Raw genomic sequence first — 24,083 nt, 5'->3', positions numbered from 1 at the left:
TCCCTATCGTAGCGATCGATGCATATAATCGTCCAAAGGCATGAAGCGGTTTTGGAACAACGACATGCCTACGCCGCTTAATCGCTAAGTGCTTAAGAAATCAGAGAAAACCTCTGAAATCAATAAAGCGGTTTCGTTGCACGATAGAAAATTTCTATCGCGCCGATTGACCAGTTATGACTAGCTCAGCGATTGGCGCGGAAATCGTCTGCCAGCGCCATCGCCTCGTCCAGCAGCGCCTGCACCAGCGGCGTGTGCGGTTCGCGCGGCGCGGCGACCAGCCCGACCGTGTGGCTGGCATCCGGTTCGACGATCGGAATGGCCCGGATCGGCTCGGAAAAACCGAATGTTTCCGCCAGGTTGAGCGGCATGATCGACGACCATTTGCCTGTCCGTATGTGGGAGAACAGCACGATCATCGAGTTGGATTCCAGTGTCGGCCGCACCTGCACGCCGGCCTCGGCCAGATGCTGGTCGATGATGCGGCGGTTCTGCATGTCCGGCGTCAACAAGCAGAGCGGCAGCTGGCTGATTTCGGCCCATGTCACTTTGTCGCGATCCGAATAGGGATTTCCGACCGCCGTGATCAGCTGGTAGCGCTCGTCATAGAGCGGCACGCTGGTCACCCGTCCGAGAGGCTCGTTGTCGAGATAGGTGATGCCGGCATCGACGTCGAAATTGCCGAGCAGCGACAACACCTCGATCGAGGTGCGCGACAGGATAGAGAAGGTGACGCCCGGATGCTTCTCGCGAAATGGCGTCGTAAGCCGCGCCACCATGGCGAGGGCGGTTGGGATGGCGGCAATACGGATACGCCCGGACAGGCCATGTCGCGCCGCCCGCATCTCTTCGCGCATGGTCCTGGAATCGCCGACGATGCGACGCGCCCACACCAGCACCTGCTTGCCTTCCGGCGTCAGCCCCTGAAAGCGCGAACCGCGATTGACCAGCATGACGCCGAGCTGGCCCTCCAGCTGCTTGATCCCGGCCGACAAGGTCGGCTGCGTGACGCCGCACGCTTCCGCCGCCCGGCCGAAATGCTCCTCCTTGGCCAGCGCGATGAAGAATTCGAGCTTGTCGATCATACCATCCGTCCGTTCGTTGCGCGCAAGGTCGGGGAAATTGCCTTTCGCCGCAAGCTCTACCCGCAATTGGCCATGCATCCACATCTTTGGGCCGGCTGGCTGTTTCCCCCGGCCGAACACGGCGCTATGTGGTTGGATTGAATACGAGGAGATCGGACATGCTGGGCTGGTTCCGCAAGCTTTTGCCGCGCGAAGATCGCTTCTTCGACCTCTTTGAACGGCATTCCCGCACCGTGGTCGGCGGCGCCGAGGCGCTGGAGCAGCTCCTGCAGGGCAAGGACATCGATCGTTGGTGCCAGAAGATCATCGATCTCGAGGACGAGGCCGATCATATCACGGCCGAAGTGCTGCTGGCGGTGCGGCGTTCCTTCATCACGCCCTTCGATCGCGGCGACATCAAGGACCTGATCCAGTCGATGGATGACGCCATCGACATGATGCACAAGACCGTCAAGACGGTGAAGCTGTTCGAAAAGAAGGAATTCGACCCGCTGATGCAGGAGATGGGCGGCGTCATCGTTGCCGCCTCCAGGCTGGTTGCCGAGGCGATCCCGCTGCTCAGCAAGGTCGGCACGCACACGGTGCGCCTCAACGCCATCGCCGAAGAGGTGATGCGCGTCGAAAGCCGCGCCGACGATCTGCATGAGCAGGGATTGAAGGACCTGTTCAAGCGGCATGGCCGCAGCGATCCGATGGCCTACCTGATCGGCTCGGAGATCTACGGCCAGCTGGAGAAGGTGGTCGACCGCTTTGAGGACGTCGCCAACGAGATCAGCGGCATCGTCATCGAGAACGTTTAGGCAATGGAAGCCACCATCGCCTTTCCCGTGCTGATCGGCCTTGTCGCCGTCGCGCTGTTTTTCGATTTTCTCAACGGCCTGCACGATGCAGCGAACTCCATCGCCACCATCGTCTCCACCCGCGTGCTGAGACCGCAATATGCGGTCCTGTGGGCGGCTTTCTTCAATTTCATCGCCTTCATGTTCTTCGGCCTTCACGTGGCTGAAACTGTGGGAAAAGGTATCGTCGACGTCAGCATCGTCACGCCGGCGGTGATCTTCTCGGCGCTCGTTGGCGCCATCGTCTGGAACATCGTCACCTGGATTGCCGGCATCCCGTCCAGCAGTTCGCATGCCCTGATCGGCGGGCTCGTCGGCGCCAGCGTTGCAAAGGCTGGGCCCGGCGCCATCGTCTGGACCGGGCTTGGCAAGACGGTCGCCGCAATCGTCGTGTCGCCGGCGACAGGGTTTCTTCTGGCGCTGGTCCTGATCCTGGCCGTTTCCTGGCTGTTCGTCCGCCAGACACCGTTCGCCGTCGACAGCACCTTCCGCGTCATGCAGTTCTTTTCGGCCTCGCTTTATTCGCTAGGGCACGGCGGCAACGACGCCCAGAAAACCATGGGCATCATCGCCGTGCTGCTCTATTCGCAAGGTATGCTCGGCGGGACGTTCTACGTGCCGCTGTGGGTCGTCCTCACCTGTCAGACAGCACTGGCGCTCGGCACTTTGTTCGGCGGCTGGCGCATCGTTCACACGATGGGCTCGAAGATCACCCGGCTGAATCCGATGCAGGGTTTCTGCGCCGAGACCGGCGGCGCCATCACCCTGTTTGCCGCCACCTGGCTCGGCGTCCCCGTGTCGACCACCCATACCATCACCGGGGCCATCATCGGTGTCGGCGCCGCCCGCCGCGTCTCGGCCGTGCGCTGGGGCATTGCCGGCAACATCGTCATCGCCTGGATCGTCACCTTGCCGGCCACGGCTGCAATTTCGGCGCTCACCTACCTTGCGGTTGGCCTGGCAAGGTGAGGCGGACACCGTGGTGCTTGGAGTCGCTGCCAATCTGCACTATCTGAGCCGCAGCCAAACGCCTTAGGGAACAATGCATGTCCGTCACCAAGGAAATCGTCACCGAGCGTCTGAAGACGGTCAACGGGCCGGACTTCACCGGCAACATCGTCGACCTCGGCATGGTTTCGGAGATTTTCATCGCCGATTCGAAAGTGTTTTTCTCGATCACCGTTCCCGCCGCCCGCGCACAGGAGATGGAGCCGCTGCGCGCTGCAGCCGAGCGTGTCGTCAAGGCGATCCCTGGTGTCGCCGGCGCCGTCGTCGCGCTGACGGCGGAGAAGAAGGGCGGCGGCATGGAGGCTCCGGTTGCGTCGCGCCCCGCGCCTAGGCCGGCACCGACGGCCGCGCCCGCCGCGCCGCGCCCAGCTCCACACTCTCCAGCCCCGCACGCCCCGGCCTCGCAAAGCTCGGGCAAGCGCGGCGTGCCCGGCATCGAGGCGATCATCGCGGTGGCGTCCGGCAAGGGCGGCGTCGGCAAGTCGACCACCGCTGTCAACATCGCGCTTGGCCTCGCCGCCAACGGTTTGCGTGTCGGCGTGCTCGATGCCGATATTTATGGCCCGTCCATGCCCAGGCTGCTCAACATCCATGGCCGGCCGCAGACCGTCGACGGCAAGATCCTGAAACCGATGGAGAATTACGGCCTTAAGGTGATGTCGATGGGCTTCCTCGTCGACGAGGAGACGCCGATGATCTGGCGCGGTCCGATGGTGATGTCGGCGCTGACGCAGATGCTGCGCGAGGTCGAATGGGGCCGCCTCGACGTGCTCGTCGTCGACATGCCGCCCGGCACCGGCGACGCCCAGCTGACCATGGCCCAGCAGGTGCCGCTGGCCGGCGCCGTCATCGTCTCGACGCCGCAGGACCTGGCGCTGATCGACGCCCGCAAAGGATTGAATATGTTCAAGAAGGTCGACGTGCCGCTGCTCGGCATCGTGGAGAACATGAGCTATTTCATAGCCCCCGATACCGGCAAGCGCTACGACATCTTTGGCCATGGCGGGGCGCGGCGCGAGGCCGAGCGACTCGGCGTGACCTTCCTCGGCGAAGTGCCGCTGGAAATGGGCATTCGCGAAAGTTCTGATGAAGGTGCTCCGGTGGTGGCGTCGAAGCCAGACAGCGCCGAGGCGAAGATCTATCGCGGCATCGCTTCGAAGGTCTGGGACCGCGTCAACGAAGAACGCGGCGCGGCCGAAGCGGCGGTGCCGAACATCGTGTTCGAGTAGCTCGGATATCCCTCCCCCTTGAGGGGAGGGTGGCCCGAAGGGCCGGGTGGGGTCCGCGGTGACACGCTCGACGCTATTTCTTTACAAGTCGAGGCAGCTCAACTCAGGTTGAGGCAGTTGAGGCGACCCCACCCGCCTCGCTTCGCGAGGCACCCTCCCCTCAAGGGGGAGGGGAACCCACCTTCTCACCAAAGCTTGAGAAAAACTGCCCGGCCAGCTTCTTCGAAGTCGATTCGATGAGCCGGCTGCCGAGTTGGGCGATCTTGCCGCCGACTTCGGCTTTGGCCGCGTATTTGAGGACCGTCGCATCCGGCCCGTCCGCCGTCAGCGTCACGTCGGCGCCACCCTTGGCGAAGCCGGCAATACCGCCCTTGCCCTCGCCCTGGATGGTGTAGGAGTGCGGCGGCTTCAGGTTCTTCAGCGTCACCTCGCCGTTGAATGTCGCCTTGATCGGTCCGATCTTCAGGACCACCGTCGCTGCCATTTCGGTCGGCGATTTCATCTCCAGGTTCTGGCAGCCGGGAATGGTCGCCTGCAAAACCTTCGGATCGTTCAGCGCTTCCCACACTTTCTGCAGGGGGGCGGCAATGCGTTCCTCGCCTTCGATCACCAAAGCCATCGATACCTCCCGGACAGACTTCGAAGGCCTAACGCACGGTCTGGTCTGTGTCTATCGCACCAAAGTCCGGTTGCGACGGTGCGCCCTCTTGCCTGCTTCCGCGCGTTGCCATATCGATTTGTCTTACAAATACGGAGACCATGATGGCAGGCGCCCCCACCGGAAAGAAGAAGTTTCGCTCGCAGGAGTGGTTCGACAATCCCGACAATCCAGGCATGACCGCGCTTTACCTCGAGCGCTACCTGAACTACGGCCTGACGCGGGCCGAGCTAATGTCGGGCAAGCCGCTGATCGGCATCGCCCAGACCGGCTCGGATCTGTCGCCATGCAACCGCCACCATATCGAGCTCGCCAAGCGCGTGCGCGAAGGCATCGTCTCGATGGGCGGCATCCCCTTCGAATTCCCGTGCCATCCGATCCAGGAGACCGGCAAGCGCCCGACCGCGGCACTCGACCGCAACCTTGCCTATCTCGGCCTGGTCGAAGTGCTTTACGGCTATCCGCTCGACGGCGTCGTGCTGACCATCGGCTGCGACAAAACCACGCCGGCGCTGCTGATGGCGGCGGCCACCGTCAATATTCCGGCCATAGCACTTTCGGTCGGACCGATGCTCAATGGCTGGCACAAGGGCAAGCGCACGGGATCGGGCACCATCGTCTGGGAGTCGCGCCAGCGCCTCTCGGCCGGCGAGATCGACTATGACGAGTTCATGGACATCGTCGCCTCATCGGCGCCGTCGACCGGCTATTGCAACACCATGGGCACCGCCACCACGATGAACTCGCTGGCCGAGGCGCTCGGCATGCAATTGCCGGGCTCGGCTGCCATCCCGGCGCCCTATCGCGAGCGCGGCCAGATCTCCTATGAGACGGGCAAGCGCATCGTCGAGATGGTGCATGAGGATCTGAAGCCGTCCGACATCATGACGCGCAAGGCCTTCGAGAACGCCATTGTCGTCAATTCGGCGATAGGCGGCTCGACCAACGCGCCGATCCACCTCAACGCGATTGCCCGCCATCTCGGCGTGCCACTCACCAATGACGACTGGCAGACGGTCGGCCTCCATGTGCCGCTCATCGTCAATCTGCAGCCATCGGGCGAATATCTCGGCGAGGACTATCACCATGCCGGCGGCGTGCCGGCTGTGGTGGCCGAACTGATGAAGGCCAAGCTGCTGCCTTATCCCGAAGCGATGACCGTCAACGGGAAATCGATCGGCGACAATTGCAAGGATGTGGCCAACGAGAACACCGACGTCATCCGCACCGTCGCCGAGCCGCTGAAGGCCAATGCCGGCTTCATTAATCTCAGCGGCAATCTGTTCGATTCCGCAATCATGAAGATGAGCGGCATCTCGCCGGAATTCCGCGAACGCTATCTCTCCAACCCGAACGACCCGGAAGCCTTCGAGGGCAACGCCATGGTCTTCGATGGTCCCGAGGACTACCACGCCCGCATCGACGATCCGGCGCAAGGCATCGACGAGCACACCATCCTGTTCATGCGCGGCGCCGGCCCAATCGGCTATCCCGGCGGCGCCGAGGTCGTCAACATGCAGCCGCCGGCCTATCTCATCAAGAAGGGCATTCACGCGCTGGCCTGCATCGGCGATGGCCGCCAGTCGGGCACATCCGGCTCGCCGTCTATCCTCAACGCTTCGCCGGAGGCCGCCATTGGCGGCGGCCTGGCGCTGCTCAAGACCGGCGACCGTGTGCGCATCGATTTACGGAAAGGCACTGCCAACATCCTCGTCACCGACGAGGAAATCACGCGCCGCCGTGCCGAACTGCAGGTCGATGGCGGCTATCATTATCCCAAGCATCAGACGCCATGGCAGGAGATCCAGCGCTCCATGGTCGACCAGTTCTCGGAGGGCATGGTGCTGAAGCCGGCGGTGAAATACCAGGACGTCGCGCACACCAGCGGCGTGCCGAGGGACAACCACTGAGCACCCCGCTTGATATGAAAATGCCGGCCTGATCGGGCCGGCATGAAAGCCTTGGCGTAAGCTTGTTTGGATGGCGGCCTCAGGGTGGAGGCGGGCCGGACGAAGCGGCGATGGCTGTGATGCCGGAGAGTCGTCCTGCCTTGCGGATGACTGGTGTGTGATACTGTTTCTTCATAGGACCCGTTGCCCGTTTTAGATCACTGCTCGCACGCCAACTGATCCCACCTGTCAGTATGACATTGCAGTCCTCGTCAGTTTCGGGTTTTTTGACACGAAATCAAGAGGGGTCCAGAGCGTCGTCCATGATGATGGTTTTCCGCCACGGGCGTATCCTTGCCGCCTAGCCCAATCGACATTGCCCCGGTCGACATTGCTATTGTCGGCGCGGGCATGGCCGGTCTCTTCCTGGCGTGGCGCTTGTCCCAAAGTGAAAAGCCCGCAAGGATCGCTGTTTTCGAATCCGCCGGTCGCGTCGGCGGTCGGGCCTCCACGGTCTCATTTCCCGGAGAGCCGAACTTCGGCATCGATCTCGGCGCGATGATGCTGATGCCGCAACATCGGCTGCTCAAAAAACTCATGGCGACGCTGGATGTAAAGCTGTCGGGTATGGACGTCGTCACCGGCGCCAACCGGCTCCATCTGCGCGGTAGGAGCCTGCCCTACGCCGCTATATCGCGCTTTGCGCCGCGCCGCCTGTTTGCCTATGACGTGACGCGTCGGCTGCAGGAAAAAGGCCCGTCCCGCCTGCTGCGAAAGGCGGCAGCACTGATCCTGCCGGGTTCGGAGGCCTTCGGCAGCGCCGAATGGAACGGCGCCGCAGGCTTCGTTTATCGCGGCCGCAAGCTGGCGGATTGGGCGACTTGGGATGTGCTGGCGACGGTCTTGACCCCGGAGGAAATGGCTTTTGCCGAGGACGCGGTGGGCTATTCGTTGCTCCTGCGCGGACCCAACGCCGCCGAGACGTTCAGGCTTGCGCTCGGCGAGCTGAGCGGCGGCCGCTCCTATTGTTCCCCCGATGGTGGGTTCCAGCCGGTTGCGGAGCGAATGGCCGGGCGGATCGCTGTCAGCGGCGGCGCCGTCCATCTCGATCACACCGTGACCGCCATCGCCCGCTCGGCGCAAGGGATGGTCTTGTCTGTCGAGGGGCAGGGCGGGACGGTCGAGGCGCGCAAGGTCGTGCTGGCGTTACCGGTCCGCCCCCTGCGGACCCTGCTGGAAAAGTCCGGCATCGAGCAGCCCAGCGATCTGCCGGCACCGGAACCCTGGCCGATGCTCACGCTGGCCGCCTGCTATGCCAGCCCGTGGTGGGCTCGAAACGGCATCGCGGCCGGCCACAGCGTGACCGATCTGCCGGCTCGCCAGATATGGCAGTTCACAAAAGCGGACGCTCGCGACGCGACGATTCGTCGGAGCGTCGCCATGGCCTATTGCGATGGCAAGCACATGGTATTCTGGCGCTCACTGCTGCCTGAGCTCGCTCGGCGCCACGGCTTTGCGGTTTTGGCCGAGGGACATTCCGCGCTGGAGGCCTTTCACGGCCAGATGGTCGAAGTCCATGGCAAACACGGCGCCATCTCGAAACCCATCGGCGGGTTTGCGCAGGATTGGGGTGCGCCGGCCTATGGCGGCGCGTCGCATGTCTGGGACCGTGGCATAGATATCTCCGGTATAAAACTGGCGAGCCATACGCTCGCTCCGGGCATTCATGTCTGTGGCGAAGCGTGGTCCAACAATCACGGCTGGATCGAGGGCGCGCTGGAAAGTGCGGAAGACCTGTTGCAGCGGGAATTCGGGCTCGACGCCTGGTTTGCCTGAGACTCCGGAAAGGCGATGAAAAACGATCCTACATTCCCATATGAGTGGTCGGCTATCGGACGGAAAGTATCAACGTGACTAAACGGCGCTCTTCCCTCGGTTTCCTCGGCATGTTCGGCCGCTCGGGTGACTTGCGGGAACTGGACAACGCGCTGCGCGGCGCCGACCTTCACCCGGCACTGGTGCCAGAGGGAGTAAAGCTCACCATCGTCAATCTGATGAAGGATCACTGGCCGGACGAGCCCCCGCCAGAGGCTTATCGGTCTGTGGCGCAGCTGTTTGGTTATTGCATCGCAGGCCCACAAACCTTTGAGCAGGCCAATGGGCCGGAGCGGCGGCTGGACGCTGAGCGCCGCATCGAGGCAGCGCTTGAAACCGGCGACAGCCTGGATGCCCAGATCGTGCTGATGGCGCTGCATGGCAAGCTGATCAGCGCCGAAGTCGTCGAGCGCTTTGGGCTAAGTGCGGACTGACCTTCGTAAGGTGAAGCTTACCCGCCCATGCCGCTGCGTGGCAGCTTGATCATCTCGCCGAAGCGGGCGCGCAATTTGTCGTCTAGCAGCTTCGGCACATGGCGCGGGAAGCGCTCGGCAAGCACGCGCTTCTTTTCGATGATCGCCCGCTGCAAGATGTCGGGCCGGCCCTTCTCGTTCCATTCCTTGGGCGAAAAGCGGTCGCCGACGGCCGGATAAAAATACTCGGTCTGCATCAGGCGCAGCGTCTGCTCGTTGCCGAGATAGTGGCCTGGGCCATTCATGCAGACTTCGGTGATGGTGTCGATCGACAGCGCTTCGTCGGTCACTTCGATGCCCCGCACGCAGCGCAGGCAGTGGCCCAGCATGTCATTGTCTATGATCAGGCTCTCCAGGCAAAAGCCGAGCAGCGAGGCGTGCATGCCCGCCGATTCATAGACCAGATTGAGGCCGGCAAGACCGGCCATCACGTCGGTGATCCCCTTTTCATAGCCGGACTGGATGTCGGGCAGTTTCGAATCCGTCATGCCGGCGGCCGAGCCGCCCGGCAGGTCGTAGAACTGCGCCATCTGCGCGCAGGCCGAAGTCAGTACTGCCTGCTCGGCCGAGCCGCCCGACATGGCGCCGGTCCTCAGGTCGGAGACGAACGGCCAGGTGCCGAAGATCGCCGGATGCCCGGGCTTGATGGCGTTGACGTAGATGAGGCCGACCAGCACTTCGGCCACCGCTTGCACCACAGCGCCGGCAATCGCCGCGGGAGCGGTGGCGCCGGCCTGGCCGGCCGATAGAAGCAGGATCGGGATGCCGCCGTCGACACAGGCTTCGAGCACGCCGCAGGCGTCCTCGGCAAACTTCATCGGCGGCACGACGAAGCAATTGGAGTTTGACACGAACGGCCGGGCGCGAAAGTTCTCCTCGCCGCCGGCGATCGCATAAAGCATTTCCAGCGCCGGCTGCACGTTCTCGCGCACCGTGAACGAGGTGCCGACATGCTTCGACGTGCCCATCACGCAGGCGTAGAGCGTGTTGAAGTCCATTTCGAGCGGATCGGGAATGTCGCGCGGCACCATCGGCCGCTGGAAGAAATGGATGTTGTCGAGCCCTTCGACGAGGCGAGCGGCATCATAAATGTCCTGCACCAGCGACTCGCGGTATTCGCGCTTTTCGACATCGACCAGATGCACCGCCGCACCCGCCGTGCCGTAATGCACGCGCTTGCCCTGGATCAGCATGTCATGCCTGGGGTCCTGGCCGTGCAGCGTAAAATTTCGCGCGGCTCGTCTGATCGTGTCCATCACAAGCCCGCGTGGGAAACGGACGCGGCCGTCATCGCCGTAAACGGCGCCGACCCCGGTCAGCGCCTCGACGCAGGAGGGAATGGCATTGGCGAAGCCGACGGTCTCCAGCAGCGTCAGCACCGCTTCATGGATGCGCTCCTGGTCGTTCCGGTTGAGCGGGCCGTAACTGCCGCCTTCAAGCCCGGCACGTACCGGCCTGATGTCGTCGGCCAAAGGTGCTGCCCGCATGGCGCGGCGCGCTTCGCGCCCGCCGGATCGTCGCGAACGCTGGTCGGCTGATGTATCTTTAGGAGCCGCATCCTTAAGAGCCGCATCCTGCTGCTCAACAGCCACTGACATGGGGGGCACTCCACCTTTAGCTTGCGAAACACGACGCGGTGATTGGTCCACCGTCGGCCTGCTTCGTCCCTCTGTCAGCCGACTATGCCGTTGCCATTGGCCCAGCCTATGGGCCAGTCAACGCAGCCGAGTATGCCAGAGAGCTAATGCAGAATGTTGGTGATCATGCCAAGGGCCGGGCTGTTCAAAGCCCCGGCACAGGCAAATCAGGCTGCAGCGGGCCTGCGTCCGGCTGCGGTCGCGAGCTCGCGAATACCCGGCTCGATGTGCTGCAGTGCGATCGAGGAAATGCCCAAGCGCATGAAACGCGACGGCTTTTCGGTGCGATCGAAGAAGCGATCGCCCGGCTCGATGATGACGCTGCGCGAGGCCGCGGCCTCGGCCAGTCCACGTGAATCGGTGCCGCGCGGGCCTTCCAGCCAGAGCGATGTGCCGCCGGCCGAATCGGTCGAGCGCCATTCCGGCAGGAATGCGGAAATCGCATGGACCAGACGCTTGCGCCGCTCGTCGAAGGCCGACGACAGCCGCCGCACCAGGGCTTCGTGATGGCCGAGCGACAGGAACAGCGCGACCGCGCGCTGGTTGTTGGCCGGCGGGTGCCTGAGCATGAAGCGACGCAGCGCCCTGAGCTCGGAGATTAGTCCAGCCGAAGCGACGATGTAGCCAAGCCGCAGGCCCGGAGCCAGCGTCTTCGACATCGAGCCGACATAGACGACGCGACCCGAGCGATCGAGGCTCTTCAGCGCCTGCTGCGGCGCCTCGTCGAGAAGCTGGCTGTCATAGCCGTCCTCGATGATGATCTGGTTGTGGCGGTTGGCGCGCGCCAGAAGGTCCTGCCGCCGCTCCGCCGACAGCGGCACCATGGTCGGGCAGTGGTGGCTGGGGGTGACGAAGACAAAGCCGGAATCGTTGGGAATGGACGAGGTGACGATGCCGGACTGATCGACCGGAACCGGCTGGATTTCGGCGCCTGCCAAGCGGAAGATCGAGCGCGCGTCGGGGTATCCCGGGTCTTCCATCGCGACCTTGGAGCCCTTTGTCATCAGCAGTGTCGCCAGCATATAGAGCGCGTTCTGGGCGCCCAGCGTGACGATGATCTCGTCCGGATTGGCGAAGATGCCGCGCCGCGGCAACAGCCGCGCCTGGATCTGCTCGATCAAGAGCGGATCGTCACGATCGACCATGTCGGAGGCCCAGTTGCGGATTTCGAGCACGGCCAGCGCCATGCGGTTGCACTCACGCCATTCGGCTGTCGGGAACAGCGCCGGGTCGAACTGGCCGTAGACGAAGGGGTAGGAGGACTTGATCCAGTTGTCGTGCTTGGCCGGTGGCGGCATGTCGCTGGCGGCGATCTGCCGGCGTGCCTTCCAGTCGATCTCGTTCTGCTGGTCGGGCGCCTTCTGGTGCGGCTTGGCGGGGGTGGCCAGCACATCCGGATTGACGAAATGGCCGCGCCGTTCGCGCGCCACCAGGAAACCTTGGTCGACCAATTGCTGGAACGCCAGCACCACAGTGCCGCGCGCGACGCCGAGTTTTTCAGCCAGGATGCGGCAGGACGGAAGCGGCATCGAAGCGGCGATCTGCCGGTCGAGAATGGCGGCGACGATCGCCTGACGGATCTGCGCCTGCAGGGTCTGGCCCGATTCCGCCGAAATCCGGAACAGGCCGGACCATATGGCCGTGTCGTTACGCTGTGGCATGGAAGGTGTTCCTCGATGGCCAGTCTTTTTTGCTTGGCTGGACCAGCGGAAGGTAACCGTGGCACAAGGGGTTGCGCCAATCAATTTTTCTGATCGCTGGGATTTATGCCAGTGATCTATGCGCGACGCGCAGCGTCGTCGCATCCCCGGGTGACGCTTGCGTCATCCCGCAGCGCGGACGCCCGCGCGATGCGAAGCGTCGTCGCGCCTCATTATCCCCAGCGCGACGCGCAGCGTCGTCGCTACTCCCATCAAATCATCCAGCGCGGCGCGCAGCGTCATAGCTCCATCACATCGCACTATGCTGCACTGCGTCATCCCCACGCATTGAAACATGCGGAATTCGGCTCAATAAGATCAGCGCGACGACACGCGCCGGAAACATCCGGTCTGATAAGATGTCGTGAAAAACGATCAGGAGCCGAAAGTGGATCATTCCTCCTTCGACAAACAGCTTGTCGCCTTGCGTGCTGCGCGCGCGGCGGCATCGGGTACGATGCGCGAGGCTTTTGCCGCCGACCCCAAGCGCTTCGAGACGTTCTCGGCCAGCGACGGCGACCTTTTGCTCGACTGGTCGAAATGCGCGGTCGACCAGGGCACGATGGAACTGCTCGAGAAGCTCGCCGCCGCCGCCGATCTCGAAGGTCGCCGCGCCGCAATGTTTTCCGGCAAGAAAATCAACATCACCGAAGACCGCGCCGTGCTGCACACGGCGCTGCGCAACCTCTCGGGCAAGGGCGTCACCGTCGATGGCCAGGACGTCAAGGCGGATGTGCTGTCCGTGCTCGACGCCATGGGCGCTTTCGCCGACGCCATTCGCTCCGGCAAGGCCGCCGGCGCCACCGGCAAGAAAATCACCGACATTGTCAACATCGGCATTGGCGGCTCCGATCTCGGCCCGGCCATGGCGACGCTGGCGCTGGCGCCCTATCACGACGGCCCGCGCGCGCACTACGTCTCCAACATCGACGGCGCCCATATCCACGACACGCTGAAGGGCCTGTCGGCCGAAACCACCCTGTTCATCATCGCCTCGAAGACCTTCACCACGGTCGAGACGATGACCAATGCCGAGACGGCGCGCGAATGGGTGCAGAAGGCGCTCGGCAAGGAAGCTGTCGGCAAGCATTTCGCCGCCGTCTCGACCGCGCTCGACCTGGTTTCCAAGTTCGGCATCGAAGCGGATCGCGTGTTCGGCTTCTGGGACTGGGTCGGCGGCCGCTATTCGCTGTGGGGCGCCATCGGCCTGCCGGTGATGATCGCCATCGGCCCGCGCAACTTCCGCGCCTTCCTCGATGGCGCGCATGAGATGGACGAGCACTTCCGCACCGCACCCCTGCAGAAGAACCTGCCGGCGCTGCTGGGGCTGGTCGGCTGGTGGCATCGCGTGATCTGCGGTTATCCGGCGCGTGCGGTCATCCCTTATGACCAGCGCCTTTCCAGGCTGCCGGCCTATCTGCAGCAGCTCGACATGGAATCGAACGGTAAGGGCGTCACCCTCGACGGCACGCCGGTGACGACGCCGACCGGACCGCTGGTCTGGGGCGAGCCCGGCACCAATGGCCAGCACGCCTTCTTCCAGCTGCTGCACCAGGGCACCGATTCCATCCCGGTCGAGTTCCTTGCCGCTGCCGTCGGCCATGAGCCGGATCTGAAGCACCAGCACGATCTACTGCTTGCCAATTGCCTGGCCCAATCGGAAGCGTTGATGAAGGGCCGCACGCTGGACGAGGCTCGCGCGCAGATGCTGGCCAAGGGCATGAAGCCGGCCGATGTCGACAGAATAGCCCCGCACCGCGTCTTCTCCGGCAACCGCCCCTCGGTGACGATCCTCTACCGCAAGCTCGACCCGCGCACCTTCGGCCGGCTGATCGCGCTTTACGAGCACCGCGTCTTCGTCGAAGGCACTCTGTTCAACATCAATTCCTTCGACCAATGGGGCGTCGAGCTCGGCAAGGAGCTGGCGACCGGCCTGTTGCCAGTCGTGGAAGGCAAGGAGAGCGCCGCCAAGCGCGACGCATCGACGGCCGGGCTGGTGGCGCGCATCCAGCAACTGCGGGGGGCGCAATGAAAAATCCGGCCGACATCAAGGGCATATTGTTCGACAAGGACGGCACGCTTGTCGATTTCAACGCGACCTGGCTCGGCATCGCCGATTTCATGGCCATGGATGCTGCCGAGGGCGATCGCTGGAAAGCCGACAGGCTGCTTTCAGCGGCGGGCTTCGATTTTGTCGCCAAGCGTTTCAAGCCGGATTCCATCTTCGCCTCGGGCACCAACATGGATGTCGTCGAACTATGGTTCCCGCGCCTGTCCGACGAGGACCAGATGCTGGCCGTCGCCCGCTTCAACGAGATCACCTCGGTGCAAGGCTCATCGATGGCGGTGGCCTTGCCCGGCATCGTCGCGGCGCTGACGGCTCTGCACAAGCGATCCTACCGGCTCGGCGTCGCCACCAATGATTCGACTGCCGGTGCCGAAAAGACCATGGTCACGCTCGGCGTCGCGCAGCTGTTCACCGCCGCCTATGGCTATGACGCGGTCGCCAATCCGAAACCGGCGCCGGACACGATCGTCGCCTTTTGCGACCTGACCGGGTTGAAGGCGTCCGAGATCGCCATGGTCGGCGACAACCGCCACGACCTGGAGATGGCGCGTGCCGGCGGCTGCGGCCTGGCGGTCGGCGTGCTCTCCGGCACCGGCACGCGGGAATCGCTGGCGTCGATCGCCGATGTCGTTCTGGATTCGGTTGCCGACTTGCCGGACTTTCTGTCGGCGCGGGTCAAGGAGACGGTCTGACGGGGGCCTGGGGCAAACTCAATTCGGCTCGGGATTTCCCCGCCAATGGCCGAGTTGGGGGAAGCAGCCATGAAACTATGGAGCTTCTGGTTTGTTTTCGGACATAGTGGGCTACTCATCAGCAGAGCAAACGTACCCGCATCTGCCGCACCTGATCTTGGCGCTTGCGTTATCGATGTCTTCGCCAGGCTGAAGCTCGAAGCCGCGATTTTCGCACTTTGGGCAAACTATGAAGCCGATACGTTGAACAACTTTAATCCACGCCATTCGACTTCTCCTATCAACGGCTAATCCAATCTATTTTCTGCCCCTTGAGGTTTGTCCACAATGAGTAGAATCCGGCCATTCAGAGCGACTGGGCTTTGCCGCGTCGCGCTAGCAATCTTCCGGCTCGAACCAAAACACACCGCTCGGCTTGGTCACATCACCCTTTGCGTCGCCGAAATCCGGCACCTGATATTCGGCGAGCAATCGTAGCCGCGACAGCGGCAGATCGGCGCGGCGGGGATCGCCGACCAGCACCTCGATGCCGGCTGCCAGGCAGCGGTCGAGGAACGGGATCACCCGCAGAGCAACCTCGCGGCCGTAGAACACGTCGCCGGCAAGCACGAGATCGACCGCTGGCGGCGGGCCCGTGGTGATATCCTGGTCGACAATGGTGATCTCGACGCCGTTGGCCAACGCGTTGAGGCCGATCGCGGCGACGCCGTTGCGATCGCTCTCGGCGGCGATCACCGCGCTGGCGCCGGCCTTGGCGGCGGCGATGCCGACGAGGCCCGAGCCGGCGCCGAGGTCGAGCACGCGGTGACCGGCCACGATTTGCGGATGGTCGAGTATATAGCGCGCCAGCACGGCGCCGCCGGCCCAGGCATAGGCCCAGTAGGGCGGCTGCGGCTCAGCTTCGTGCTCCTCGGTCTGGCTGCCGTCTTCCGGTCCATGAGCTCGCCACTCGACAAGCCGCCTCAGGCCGCTGCCGGAATGAGCCGTATAGAGCTGGATTTCACGAAGGGCGGGAACGGGCGCAAGCCGCAGGTTCGCCTTGATGAACACTACTGCATCGGGACGCCGACTATCGTCCGCCATCCCGCCGTCGCCAGGCTCGCCGTTCAAATTATTCCCGCAGCGCCCGGCGCAAAATCTTGCCCACCGGCGTCTTCGGCAGCTCGGTCCTGAACTCGATGTATTTCGGCCGCTTGTAGCCGGTCAGGTTCTCGCGACAATACGCAGTGATTGCCTCAACGGTCAGCGCCGGATCCTTCTTGACGATGAACAGCTTCGGCACTTCGCCCGAATGCTCGTCCGGCACGCCGACCGCCGCCACTTCGAGCACGCCCGGATGCTGGGCGACGACTTCCTCGAGTTCGTTGGGGTAGACGTTGAAGCCGGAGACCAGGATCATGTCCTTCTTGCGGTCGACGATCTTGGTGTAGCCGCGCTCGTCCATGAAGCCCATGTCGCCGGATTTGAAAAACCCGTCCTTGGTCATCACCTTGGCGGTCTCGTCCGGCCGGTTCCAGTAACCGGCCATGACTTGCGGCCCGCGGATGCAGATCTCGCCGACTTCGCCCAGCGGCAGGTTGTTGCCGTCATCGTCGCGGATGACGATCTCGGTCGACGGCAGCGGCAGGCCGATCGTACCGGTGAAATTGCCGTCGCTGAACTTGTTGGCGGTGGCCACCGGCGAGGTCTCAGACAGCCCGTAGCCCTCGGTGATCGAATTGCCGGTCAGCGCCTTCCAGCGCTCGGCAACCCCCCTCTGCACCGCCATGCCGCCACCCAGCGTCATGATCAGCGGCTTGAAGTCGAGCTTGCGGAAATCCTCGTTGTTGAGCAGCGCGTTGAACAGCGTGTTGAGGCCGGGGAAAATGTGCATCGGGTATTTCTGCAGCTCCTTGACGAAGCCGGGAATGTCGCGCGGGTTGGGAACGAGCACGTTCTGGGCGCCCTGCTGCATGCCCATCAGCGCGTTCACCGTCAGCGCGAAGATATGGTAGAGCGGCAGTGCGCAGATGAAGTTGAGATGCGCCGGTTTCGGCTTGATCGCATAGGCGTCCTGCAGCCACAGCGTGTTCTGCGCGACATTGGACAGCACATTGGAGTGCAGCAGCACAGCACCTTTGGAAATCCCCGTGGTTCCGCCGGTATATTGCAGGAAGGCAACGTCGCCGGCCTCCATCTTGGCCGGTTTGAAGGCGATGCCGGCGCCGGCTTTCACCGCCGCATTGAATTTGACATGGCCGGGCAGCGACCAGGCCGGCACCATCTTCTTCACCCGGCGCACGACGAGGTTGACGATCGTGCCCTTGAGGGCGCCGAGCATGTCGCCCATCGCCGCGACCACCACATGCTTGACCGCCGTCCTGGCAATCACCGCGTCCAGGGTGCTGGCGAAATTCTCCAGAATGACGATCGCCTGCGCGCCGGAATCCTTGAGCTGATGTTCGAGCTCGCGCGGCGTGTAGAGCGGATTGATGTTCACCACGACATAGCCGGCGCGAAGCACGGCCATCATCGCCACCGGATATTGCAGCACATTCGGCATCATCAGCGCCACGCGTGCGCCTTTCTGCAGGCCCTTCGATTGCAGATAAGCGCCGAAGGCCGCCGATTGCCGCTCGAGTTCGGCATAGGAGATCGACTTGCCCATGCAGACGTATGCCGGCTGGCCGGAAAACTGCTTACAGGCGCCGACGAGGAAGTCGCCGATCGAACTGTAGGGCAGGGCGCCGATCTCCGCCGGCACGACTTTCGAATAGCTTTTTAGCCATGGCTTTTCCGGCAAGCCCGCGGCAAGCGCCGTCAGCGTATTCGGCAGTTTTTTGGCCGCGCCCGGCGACGGCTTCGAGGCGGGCTTCGCCGCCGCTGTCTTCGCGGCTGGCGGCTGGGCGGGCTTTGCAGCGGGTGTTGTCTTCGCCGCGCGCTTGACCGCAGGTTTCGCTGCCGGGTTGGCGCTTGCCTTCGCCGGCGTCGAGGTTGCCGTTGGCTTGACGGCGGGAGTGGCTTTGGCCGGTGGCGCTTTCGACTTGGCGGCAGCGGCGGCCGGTTTTGAAGCTTTCGCCGCTTTTGCTTTCGCCGGGGCCGTTGTCTTTGTTGCTTTCGCCACCTCCAGCCTCCCTCGGTCGTTCTGTTGCCTGCTCCTGCTGCGCCGCCTCGATGTGGTGAGGCGTCCTCCGCTGCAGCGATGTCGCGGATTCCCGGAAAATCCAGCGTGTCATCTATCTATTGCGACTATCGGCGGCCGTGCAAGTCTTGCCCCAGCGGCAGGACGGCAAAGATTTGCCGTCGAAATCCTTCCCGCGATGCCAGCTCAGGCGATGCCGTCCGGTCATCTCGGTGGCGAAACCCAGGCTTGTGGATTTTTGGCTTACGATTGCTGCGATCAATGAAAAAATGCGGTCGTTAACAATCCCGTGATTAGCAGATTTTGCTATTTGTTTCTGCAGTTCGTCAAAGACCGAGAAATATTTTCTGCTTACGGTGGGGTAGGCAAACAGGGTGTTCCAAAGCCGGAAAAACGGTGCTTATATGCGCGCTTCGCGAGCCTATAGAGGGGCTTGGAAGAACATCAGGGAGTGCTCAATGAAAAAGAAACTGACTTTTGCAGCCGCGTTGCTGGCTGCAAGCGTCCTCGGCGGTGTGGCCAATGCCAAGACGCTGGTCTATTGCTCGGAGGCCTCACCGGCCAACTTCGACCCGGGTACCACGACGGGCGGCAACGACTTCGACGCCTCGTCGCGCACCGTCTATTCGCGCCTGGTCGAGTTCAAGCATGGCGGCACCGAAGTTGTGCCCGGTCTCGCCGACAAATGGGAGATTTCGGACGACGGCCTGGTCTATACTTTCCACCTGCATCCGGGCGTGAAGTTCCAGACGACGGATTTCTTCAAGCCGACGCGTGATTTCAATGCCGACGACGTCGTCTTTTCGTTCGATCGCCAGTTCAACAAGGAAAACCCCTGGAACGGCGAGAAGTACCTGCCGAACCTGACCTGGGACTACTACACCGGCATGGACATGCCGAAATACGTCGCCAAGTGGGAAAAGGTCGATGACCTGACCGTGAAGCTGACGCTGACCGAGCCGAACGCGCCGATGCTGGCCAATCTCGGCATGGACTTCGCCTCGATCGTGTCGAAGGAATATGCCGACCAGCTGGAAAAAGACGGCAAGATGGCCGACTTCTCGACCAAGCCGGTCGGTACAGGTCCGTTCCAGTTCGTCGACTACCAGCTGGATTCGGTCATCCGCTATGCGGCCAACCCGGACTACTTCAAGGGCAAGGAAAAGATCGACGATCTCGTCTTCGCGATCACGCCTGACGCCACCGCCCGCATCCAGAAGGTGCTCGCCGGCGAATGCGATATCGCGCCCTATCCGAATCCTGCCGACATCGGCACGATCAAGGCCAACCCCGACGTGACCCTGATGGATCAGGCTGGCCTCAACATCGGCTATATGAGCTACAACACCACCATCCCGCCGCTCGACAAGCCTGAAGTGCGCCATGCGCTCAACCAGGCGATCGATCGGGAATCGCTCATCAAGTCGCTGTTCCAGGACGCCGGCGCCACGCCGGCCGTAAACCTGATCCCGCCGACCATGTGGTCGTGGAACAAGGACGTGAAGTCCGACGCCTATGATCCGGAAGCCGCCAAGAAGGTGCTGGCCGATGCCGGATTGAAGGAGATCCAGCTTTGGGCCTCCGACCGCGTCCGTCCCTACAACCCGAACTTCCAGCGCGCCGCCGAACTGATCCAGGCTGACTGGGCCAAGGTCGGCGTCAAGGCGGAGATCGTCAGCTACGAGTGGACGAAGTACCGCGAAGAAGGCAAGAAGAAGGAACGCCCGGGCGCCTTCCAGATCGGCTGGACCGGTGACAATGGCGATCCGGACAATTTCTTCGCCACGCTGTTCGCCTGCTCGGCCATCGGCGTGTCGAACTACTCCAGCTGGTGCGACAAGGACTTCGAGGATCTGATCCAGAAGGCCAAGAAGACCAGCGACCAGGCCGAACGCACCAAGCTCTATGAAGAGGCGCAGGTTGTCTTCCAGAAGCAGGCTCCGGCCTTCCTCATGGCACACAGCCAAGTCTACGCAGTCGTGCGCAAGAATGTCAGCGGCTTCATGATGGACCCGCTCGGCATTCATCGCTTCGACGGCGTCGACAAGGCCGAATAGAACTGTTAGGCGGGCGGCGCGCAATCAGGCGCCGCCCGCTTTTCAAGATGCTCCGATATCTCCTAAACAAAATCGTCTTGGTGCTGCCGACGCTGATCGGCATCACCATCTGCGCCTTCGCTTTCGTCAGGCTGCTGCCCGGCGATCCCATTCTTGCCATGGCCGGCGAGCATGGCGTGTCGCCCGAGCGCTACGCGGAACTGAAGGAACAGTTCGGCTACAATTTGCCGATCTGGCAGCAATACGCGCATTATGTCCGCGATGCCGCGACCGGCAATTTCGGCGTGTCGATTTCGTCCAAGCGGCCGGTCATCGAAGATTTCATGACGCTCTTCCCGGCAACCATCGAGCTCTCAGTCTTCGCCATGATCTTCGCCATGGTGCTGGCCATCCCGGCCGGCATCATTGCTGCGGTCAAACGCGGCTCCTGGTTCGACCAGGGGCTGATGGGCACCGCCCTCGTCGGCTATTCCATGCCGATTTTCTGGTGGGGTCTGCTGCTGATCATCTTTTTCTCCGGCTATCTCGGCTGGACCCCGGTTTCAGGCCGCATCGGCCTTCAGTTCTTTATCAAGCCGATCACCGGCTTCCTGACCCTAGACAGCCTGCTCTACGGCAAATGGGATGCTTTCCGCTCGGCATTGAGCCACCTGGTGCTGCCGACAATTGTGCTCGGCACCATCCCGCTGGCGGTGATCGCGCGCCAGACGCGCTCGGCCATGCTCGAAGTGCTGGGCGAAGACTATGTGCGGACCGCCCGCGCCAAGGGCCTGTCGTCGTCCCGCGTCATCGGCGTGCATGCGCTGCGCAATGCGCTGATCCCGGTGGTCACCACCATCGGCCTGCAGGTCAGTACCCTGCTCGCCGGCGCCATTCTCACAGAAACCATCTTCGCCTGGCCGGGCATCGGCAAGTGGATGGTCGAATCCATATCCAAGCGCGACTATGTCGTCGTGCAGTCAGGCTTGCTGTTGATCGCCCTTATCGTCATGGCGGTGAACCTGATTGTCGACGTGCTTTATGCCGTCATCAACCCGCGCATCAGGGCGGCGTGATGAGCCAGTCCACCGAAATCGCCCCGATGGCCGCCGGCAACCCTGACCGTCTGACCGGCTTCAGGACCTTCTGGCACTATTTCTCGGTAAACCGCGGCGCCGTCATCGGCCTGTTCGTCTTCATCCTGCTGGTGCTGGCCGCGCTCTTTGCACCGCTGCTGGCGCCCTATGCGCCCGACATCCAGGACAAGACCGCTTTCCTGCGTCCGCCGGCCTGGCAGGCGGGCGGCAGCATGGAATATCTGCTTGGCACCGACGCGGTCGGCCGCGATATGCTCTCGCGCCTGCTCTATGGCGCGCGTTTCTCGCTGCTCATCGGCGCCGTCGTGGTCACACTGGCGCTTGTCGGCGGCATCACGCTCGGCCTTTTGGCCGGCTATTTCCGGGGCTGGGTCGACGTGGCGATCATGCGCGTCATGGATCTGATCCTGTCCTTCCCGTCGCTGCTCTTGGCGCTGGTTCTGGTCACCATCCTCGGCCCCGGCCTGTTCAACGCCATGCTGGCCATCGCGCTTGTCCTGCAACCCCACTTTGCCCGTCTGGTGCGCGCTGCCGTCATGGCCGAAAAGAGCCGCGAATATGTGGTCGCCGCCAAGGTCGCCGGCGCCGGCCATATAAGGCTTATGCTGCGCACCATCCTGCCCAATTGCCTGGCGCCGCTGATCGTCCAGGGCACGCTGTCCTTCTCCAACGCCATCCTGGAGGCGGCCGCTCTCGGCTTTCTCGGCCTTGGCGCCCAGCCGCCGACACCGGAATGGGGAACCATGCTCGCCTCGGCGCGTGAATTCATCCTGCGCGCCTGGTGGGTGGTGACCTTCCCCGGTCTGGCCATCCTCATCACCGTGCTTGCCATCAACCTGATCGGCGACGGTCTGCGCGATGCGCTCGATCCGAAGCTGAGGAGGTCGTAATGGCGCTGCTCGACATCCGCAATCTCGTCGTCGAGTTCCAGACCGCATCCGGCCCGTTCCGCGCGGTCGATGGCGTCTCGCTCCATGTGAACGAACGTGAAGTGCTGGCCATCGTCGGCGAATCCGGCTCCGGCAAGTCGGTGTCGATGTTGGCTGTGATGGGGCTGTTGCCGTGGACGGCGACGGTCACTGCCGACGAGATGAGCTTCAACGGCCGCGATCTCCTGAAGATGAGCCCGGCCGACCGGCGAAAGATCGTCGGCAAGGACATGTCGATGATCTTCCAGGAGCCGATGGCCAGTCTCAATCCGTGCTTCACCGTCGGCTTTCAGATCGAGGAGGTGCTGCGCTTCCATATGGGCATGGACAAGGCCCAGCGTCGCGAGCGCGCCATCGAATTGCTGACGCAGGTCGGCATTGCCGAGCCGGCCGAACGGCTGAACTCGTTTCCGCACCAGATGTCGGGCGGCCAGTGCCAGCGCGTGATGATCGCCATCGCCATCGCCTGCAATCCGAAGCTTCTGATCGCCGACGAGCCGACCACCGCGCTCGACGTCACCATCCAGAAGCAGATCCTCGACCTCCTCGTGTCGCTGCAGGTCAAATACGGCATGGGCCTGATCATGATCACCCACAATATGGGCGTGGTCGCCGAGACGGCCGACCGCGTCATCGTCCAGTACAAGGGCCGCAAGATGGAAGAGGCCGACGTGCTGTCGCTGTTTGAATCGCCGAAGAGCAATTACACCCGCGCACTTTTGTCGGCGCTGCCGGATAATGCCGTCGGCGACCGGCTGCCGACCGTCTCGGACATGCTGTTCGAACCAGCTGCCGGGGGCTTCTGATGAGCATCAAGGTCGTCGAAGGCAAGGACATCGTGCGCGACTATCACGTCGGCGGCGGCCTGTTTCGCGGCGCGCGCACCGTGCATGCGGTCAAGGGCGTCTCGTTCAGCGTCGACAAGGGCAAGACGCTGGCCATCGTCGGTGAATCGGGCTGCGGCAAGTCAACGCTGGCGCGTATCATCACGCTGATCGATCCGGCAACGTCGGGCGAACTGTTCATCGACGGCAACAAGGTCGACATCGCAAGGAACGGCCTGACCAGGGAGATGCGCCGCAAGGTGCAGATCGTCTTCCAGAACCCTTACGGATCGCTCAATCCGCGCCAAAAGATCGGAGATGTGCTTGGCGAGCCGCTGCTCATCAACACCGACAAGCCGGCCGAAGAGCGGCGCGACCTCGCCATGAGGATGCTGAAGAAAGTCGGCCTCGGAACCGAGCACTACAATCGCTATCCTCACATGTTCTCGGGCGGCCAGCGCCAGCGCATCGCCATTGCCCGCGCGCTGATGCTGAACCCGAGCCTGCTGGTGCTTGACGAACCGGTCTCCGCGCTCGATCTTTCGGTGCAGGCGCAGGTGCTCAACCTGCTCGCCGACCTGCAGGACGAATTCCAGCTGACCTATGTCTTCATCAGCCACGATCTGTCGGTCGTGCGCTACATCGCCGACGATGTGATGGTGATGTATTTCGGCGAAGCCGTCGAATACGGCTCGCGCGAGGAGGTCTTCGCCGACCCCAAGCACAACTACACCAGGACGCTGTTCGCCGCGACGCCGCGCGCCGACGTCGCCTCGATCAAGGCGCGGCTGGCGAAGAAGAAGGCCGCCTGACCTCCCACCGAGAATTGTTTTTGAACAATCGGAAATGCGTCGCGGCGGTGGTTTGCCGGCAGGATTGATCGCAATCTGCGAGCTGCCGGGCGCAAGCCGCGTCGCAGGTCG

The 24,083-nt window shown here is 63.0% G+C and carries 20 protein-coding genes; 14 read left to right on the top strand and 6 right to left on the bottom strand.

Annotated features, from left to right (window positions below; all coding sequences use genetic code 11):
* Positions 1 to 185 precede the first annotated feature (185 nt).
* Positions 186 to 1,085 (bottom strand): LysR family transcriptional regulator, encoded by a 900-nt coding sequence (locus NKJ77_RS06345; protein WP_023688790.1) that lies wholly within the window; start codon positions 1,083 to 1,085, stop codon positions 186 to 188.
* A gap of 158 nt (positions 1,086 to 1,243) precedes the next feature.
* On the opposite strand from NKJ77_RS06345, the gene NKJ77_RS06340 reads away from it, so the two are divergent.
* From NKJ77_RS06340 to NKJ77_RS06330, 3 genes are all read left to right on the top strand, one after another.
* Positions 1,244 to 1,885, top strand: a complete 642-nt coding sequence (locus tag NKJ77_RS06340; protein ID WP_023673429.1) for a DUF47 domain-containing protein — start codon at positions 1,244 to 1,246, stop codon at positions 1,883 to 1,885.
* Positions 1,886 to 1,888: 3 nt separating this feature from the next.
* Complete coding sequence (locus NKJ77_RS06335; RefSeq protein WP_023831919.1) at positions 1,889 to 2,893, top strand: inorganic phosphate transporter; 1,005 nt, start codon at positions 1,889 to 1,891, stop codon at positions 2,891 to 2,893.
* A gap of 77 nt (positions 2,894 to 2,970) precedes the next feature.
* A complete protein-coding gene (locus NKJ77_RS06330; RefSeq protein WP_027049316.1) occupies positions 2,971 to 4,161 on the top strand; it encodes an Mrp/NBP35 family ATP-binding protein in 1,191 nt (396 codons plus the stop codon).
* Positions 4,162 to 4,321: 160 nt separating this feature from the next.
* Here NKJ77_RS06330 and NKJ77_RS06325 read toward each other — a convergent pair whose 3' ends face one another.
* Complete coding sequence (locus NKJ77_RS06325) at positions 4,322 to 4,780, bottom strand: SRPBCC family protein (RefSeq protein WP_023699425.1); 459 nt, start codon at positions 4,778 to 4,780, stop codon at positions 4,322 to 4,324.
* Positions 4,781 to 4,923: 143 nt separating this feature from the next.
* On the opposite strand from NKJ77_RS06325, the gene NKJ77_RS06320 reads away from it, so the two are divergent.
* The 3 genes from NKJ77_RS06320 (at position 4,924) to NKJ77_RS06310 (ending at position 9,017) form a co-directional block, all read left to right on the top strand.
* Complete coding sequence (locus tag NKJ77_RS06320; RefSeq protein ID WP_023688786.1) at positions 4,924 to 6,729, top strand: IlvD/Edd family dehydratase; 1,806 nt, start codon at positions 4,924 to 4,926, stop codon at positions 6,727 to 6,729.
* Positions 6,730 to 7,062: 333 nt separating this feature from the next.
* Entirely contained in the window at positions 7,063 to 8,544 is a 1,482-nt protein-coding gene (locus NKJ77_RS06315) for a flavin monoamine oxidase family protein (RefSeq protein ID WP_023745243.1), read from the top strand.
* Between the two features lie 110 nt (positions 8,545 to 8,654).
* Positions 8,655 to 9,017, top strand: coding sequence for a hypothetical protein (locus NKJ77_RS06310; RefSeq protein WP_081726128.1), 363 nt, complete (start codon positions 8,655 to 8,657; stop codon positions 9,015 to 9,017).
* Between the two features lie 17 nt (positions 9,018 to 9,034).
* Here the strand turns inward: NKJ77_RS06310 and NKJ77_RS06305 are convergent, their stop codons facing one another.
* Together NKJ77_RS06305 and pdxR are read right to left on the bottom strand one after the other, a co-directional pair.
* On the bottom strand, positions 9,035 to 10,654 hold the full coding sequence (locus NKJ77_RS06305) for a trimethylamine methyltransferase family protein (RefSeq protein WP_023745244.1): 1,620 nt from the start codon (positions 10,652 to 10,654) through the stop codon (positions 9,035 to 9,037).
* A gap of 206 nt (positions 10,655 to 10,860) precedes the next feature.
* On the bottom strand, positions 10,861 to 12,354 hold the full coding sequence (gene pdxR / locus NKJ77_RS06300) for a MocR-like pyridoxine biosynthesis transcription factor PdxR (protein ID WP_023669484.1): 1,494 nt from the start codon (positions 12,352 to 12,354) through the stop codon (positions 10,861 to 10,863).
* Positions 12,355 to 12,781: 427 nt separating this feature from the next.
* Here pdxR and pgi point away from each other — a divergent pair, with 427 nt between their 5' ends.
* The 3 genes from pgi to NKJ77_RS06285 all read left to right on the top strand — a co-directional run bounded on the left by pgi (position 12,782) and on the right by NKJ77_RS06285 (position 15,444).
* A complete protein-coding gene (gene pgi / locus NKJ77_RS06295) occupies positions 12,782 to 14,425 on the top strand; it encodes a glucose-6-phosphate isomerase (protein WP_023688784.1) in 1,644 nt (547 codons plus the stop codon).
* Positions 14,422 to 15,153, top strand: a complete 732-nt coding sequence (locus tag NKJ77_RS06290) for an HAD family hydrolase (protein ID WP_023688783.1) — start codon at positions 14,422 to 14,424, stop codon at positions 15,151 to 15,153. The genes pgi and NKJ77_RS06290 overlap by 4 nt, the downstream gene beginning before the upstream one ends.
* A 69-nt stretch (positions 15,154 to 15,222) precedes the next feature.
* Positions 15,223 to 15,444, top strand: a complete 222-nt coding sequence (locus NKJ77_RS06285; protein WP_155922478.1) for a hypothetical protein — start codon at positions 15,223 to 15,225, stop codon at positions 15,442 to 15,444.
* Positions 15,445 to 15,528: 84 nt separating this feature from the next.
* Here the strand turns inward: NKJ77_RS06285 and NKJ77_RS06280 are convergent, their stop codons facing one another.
* Both NKJ77_RS06280 and NKJ77_RS06275 read right to left on the bottom strand, forming a co-directional pair.
* Positions 15,529 to 16,236 carry a class I SAM-dependent methyltransferase gene (locus NKJ77_RS06280; RefSeq protein ID WP_031198174.1) on the bottom strand — a complete coding sequence of 236 codons (708 nt, stop codon included), beginning with the start codon at positions 16,234 to 16,236 and terminating at the stop codon, positions 15,529 to 15,531.
* A gap of 28 nt (positions 16,237 to 16,264) precedes the next feature.
* The gene (locus NKJ77_RS06275) at positions 16,265 to 18,256 is read right to left on the bottom strand and encodes a long-chain fatty acid--CoA ligase (protein ID WP_352534595.1); all 1,992 of its coding nucleotides are present in this window, start codon (positions 18,254 to 18,256) and stop codon (positions 16,265 to 16,267) included.
* A gap of 476 nt (positions 18,257 to 18,732) precedes the next feature.
* Here NKJ77_RS06275 and NKJ77_RS06270 point away from each other — a divergent pair, with 476 nt between their 5' ends.
* From NKJ77_RS06270 to NKJ77_RS06250, 5 genes are read left to right on the top strand one after another with little or no spacing between them, the layout of a single operon-like run.
* Positions 18,733 to 20,331, top strand: a complete 1,599-nt coding sequence (locus NKJ77_RS06270) for an ABC transporter substrate-binding protein (protein WP_352534593.1) — start codon at positions 18,733 to 18,735, stop codon at positions 20,329 to 20,331.
* A 47-nt stretch (positions 20,332 to 20,378) separates the two neighbouring features.
* Positions 20,379 to 21,386, top strand: a complete 1,008-nt coding sequence (locus NKJ77_RS06265; protein ID WP_023669492.1) for an ABC transporter permease subunit — start codon at positions 20,379 to 20,381, stop codon at positions 21,384 to 21,386.
* 26 nt (positions 21,387 to 21,412) lie between these two features.
* Positions 21,413 to 22,297, top strand: coding sequence for an ABC transporter permease subunit (locus NKJ77_RS06260; RefSeq protein WP_050485757.1), 885 nt, complete (start codon positions 21,413 to 21,415; stop codon positions 22,295 to 22,297).
* Positions 22,297 to 23,142, top strand: a complete 846-nt coding sequence (locus NKJ77_RS06255) for an ABC transporter ATP-binding protein (RefSeq protein WP_081839785.1) — start codon at positions 22,297 to 22,299, stop codon at positions 23,140 to 23,142. Before NKJ77_RS06260 ends, NKJ77_RS06255 begins: the two co-directional genes overlap by 1 nt.
* Positions 23,142 to 23,972: a dipeptide ABC transporter ATP-binding protein gene (locus NKJ77_RS06250; RefSeq protein WP_023682050.1), complete on the top strand. Its 831-nt coding sequence runs from the start codon at positions 23,142 to 23,144 to the stop codon at positions 23,970 to 23,972. Before NKJ77_RS06255 ends, NKJ77_RS06250 begins: the two co-directional genes overlap by 1 nt.
* The last annotated feature ends 111 nt before the right edge of the window (positions 23,973 to 24,083 follow it).

This window comes from Mesorhizobium sp. M0052 (genome assembly GCF_040323255.1).
Taxonomy (GTDB): Bacteria; Pseudomonadota; Alphaproteobacteria; order Rhizobiales; family Rhizobiaceae; genus Mesorhizobium.
This window is presented reverse-complemented; position numbering and strand designations above follow the sequence as displayed.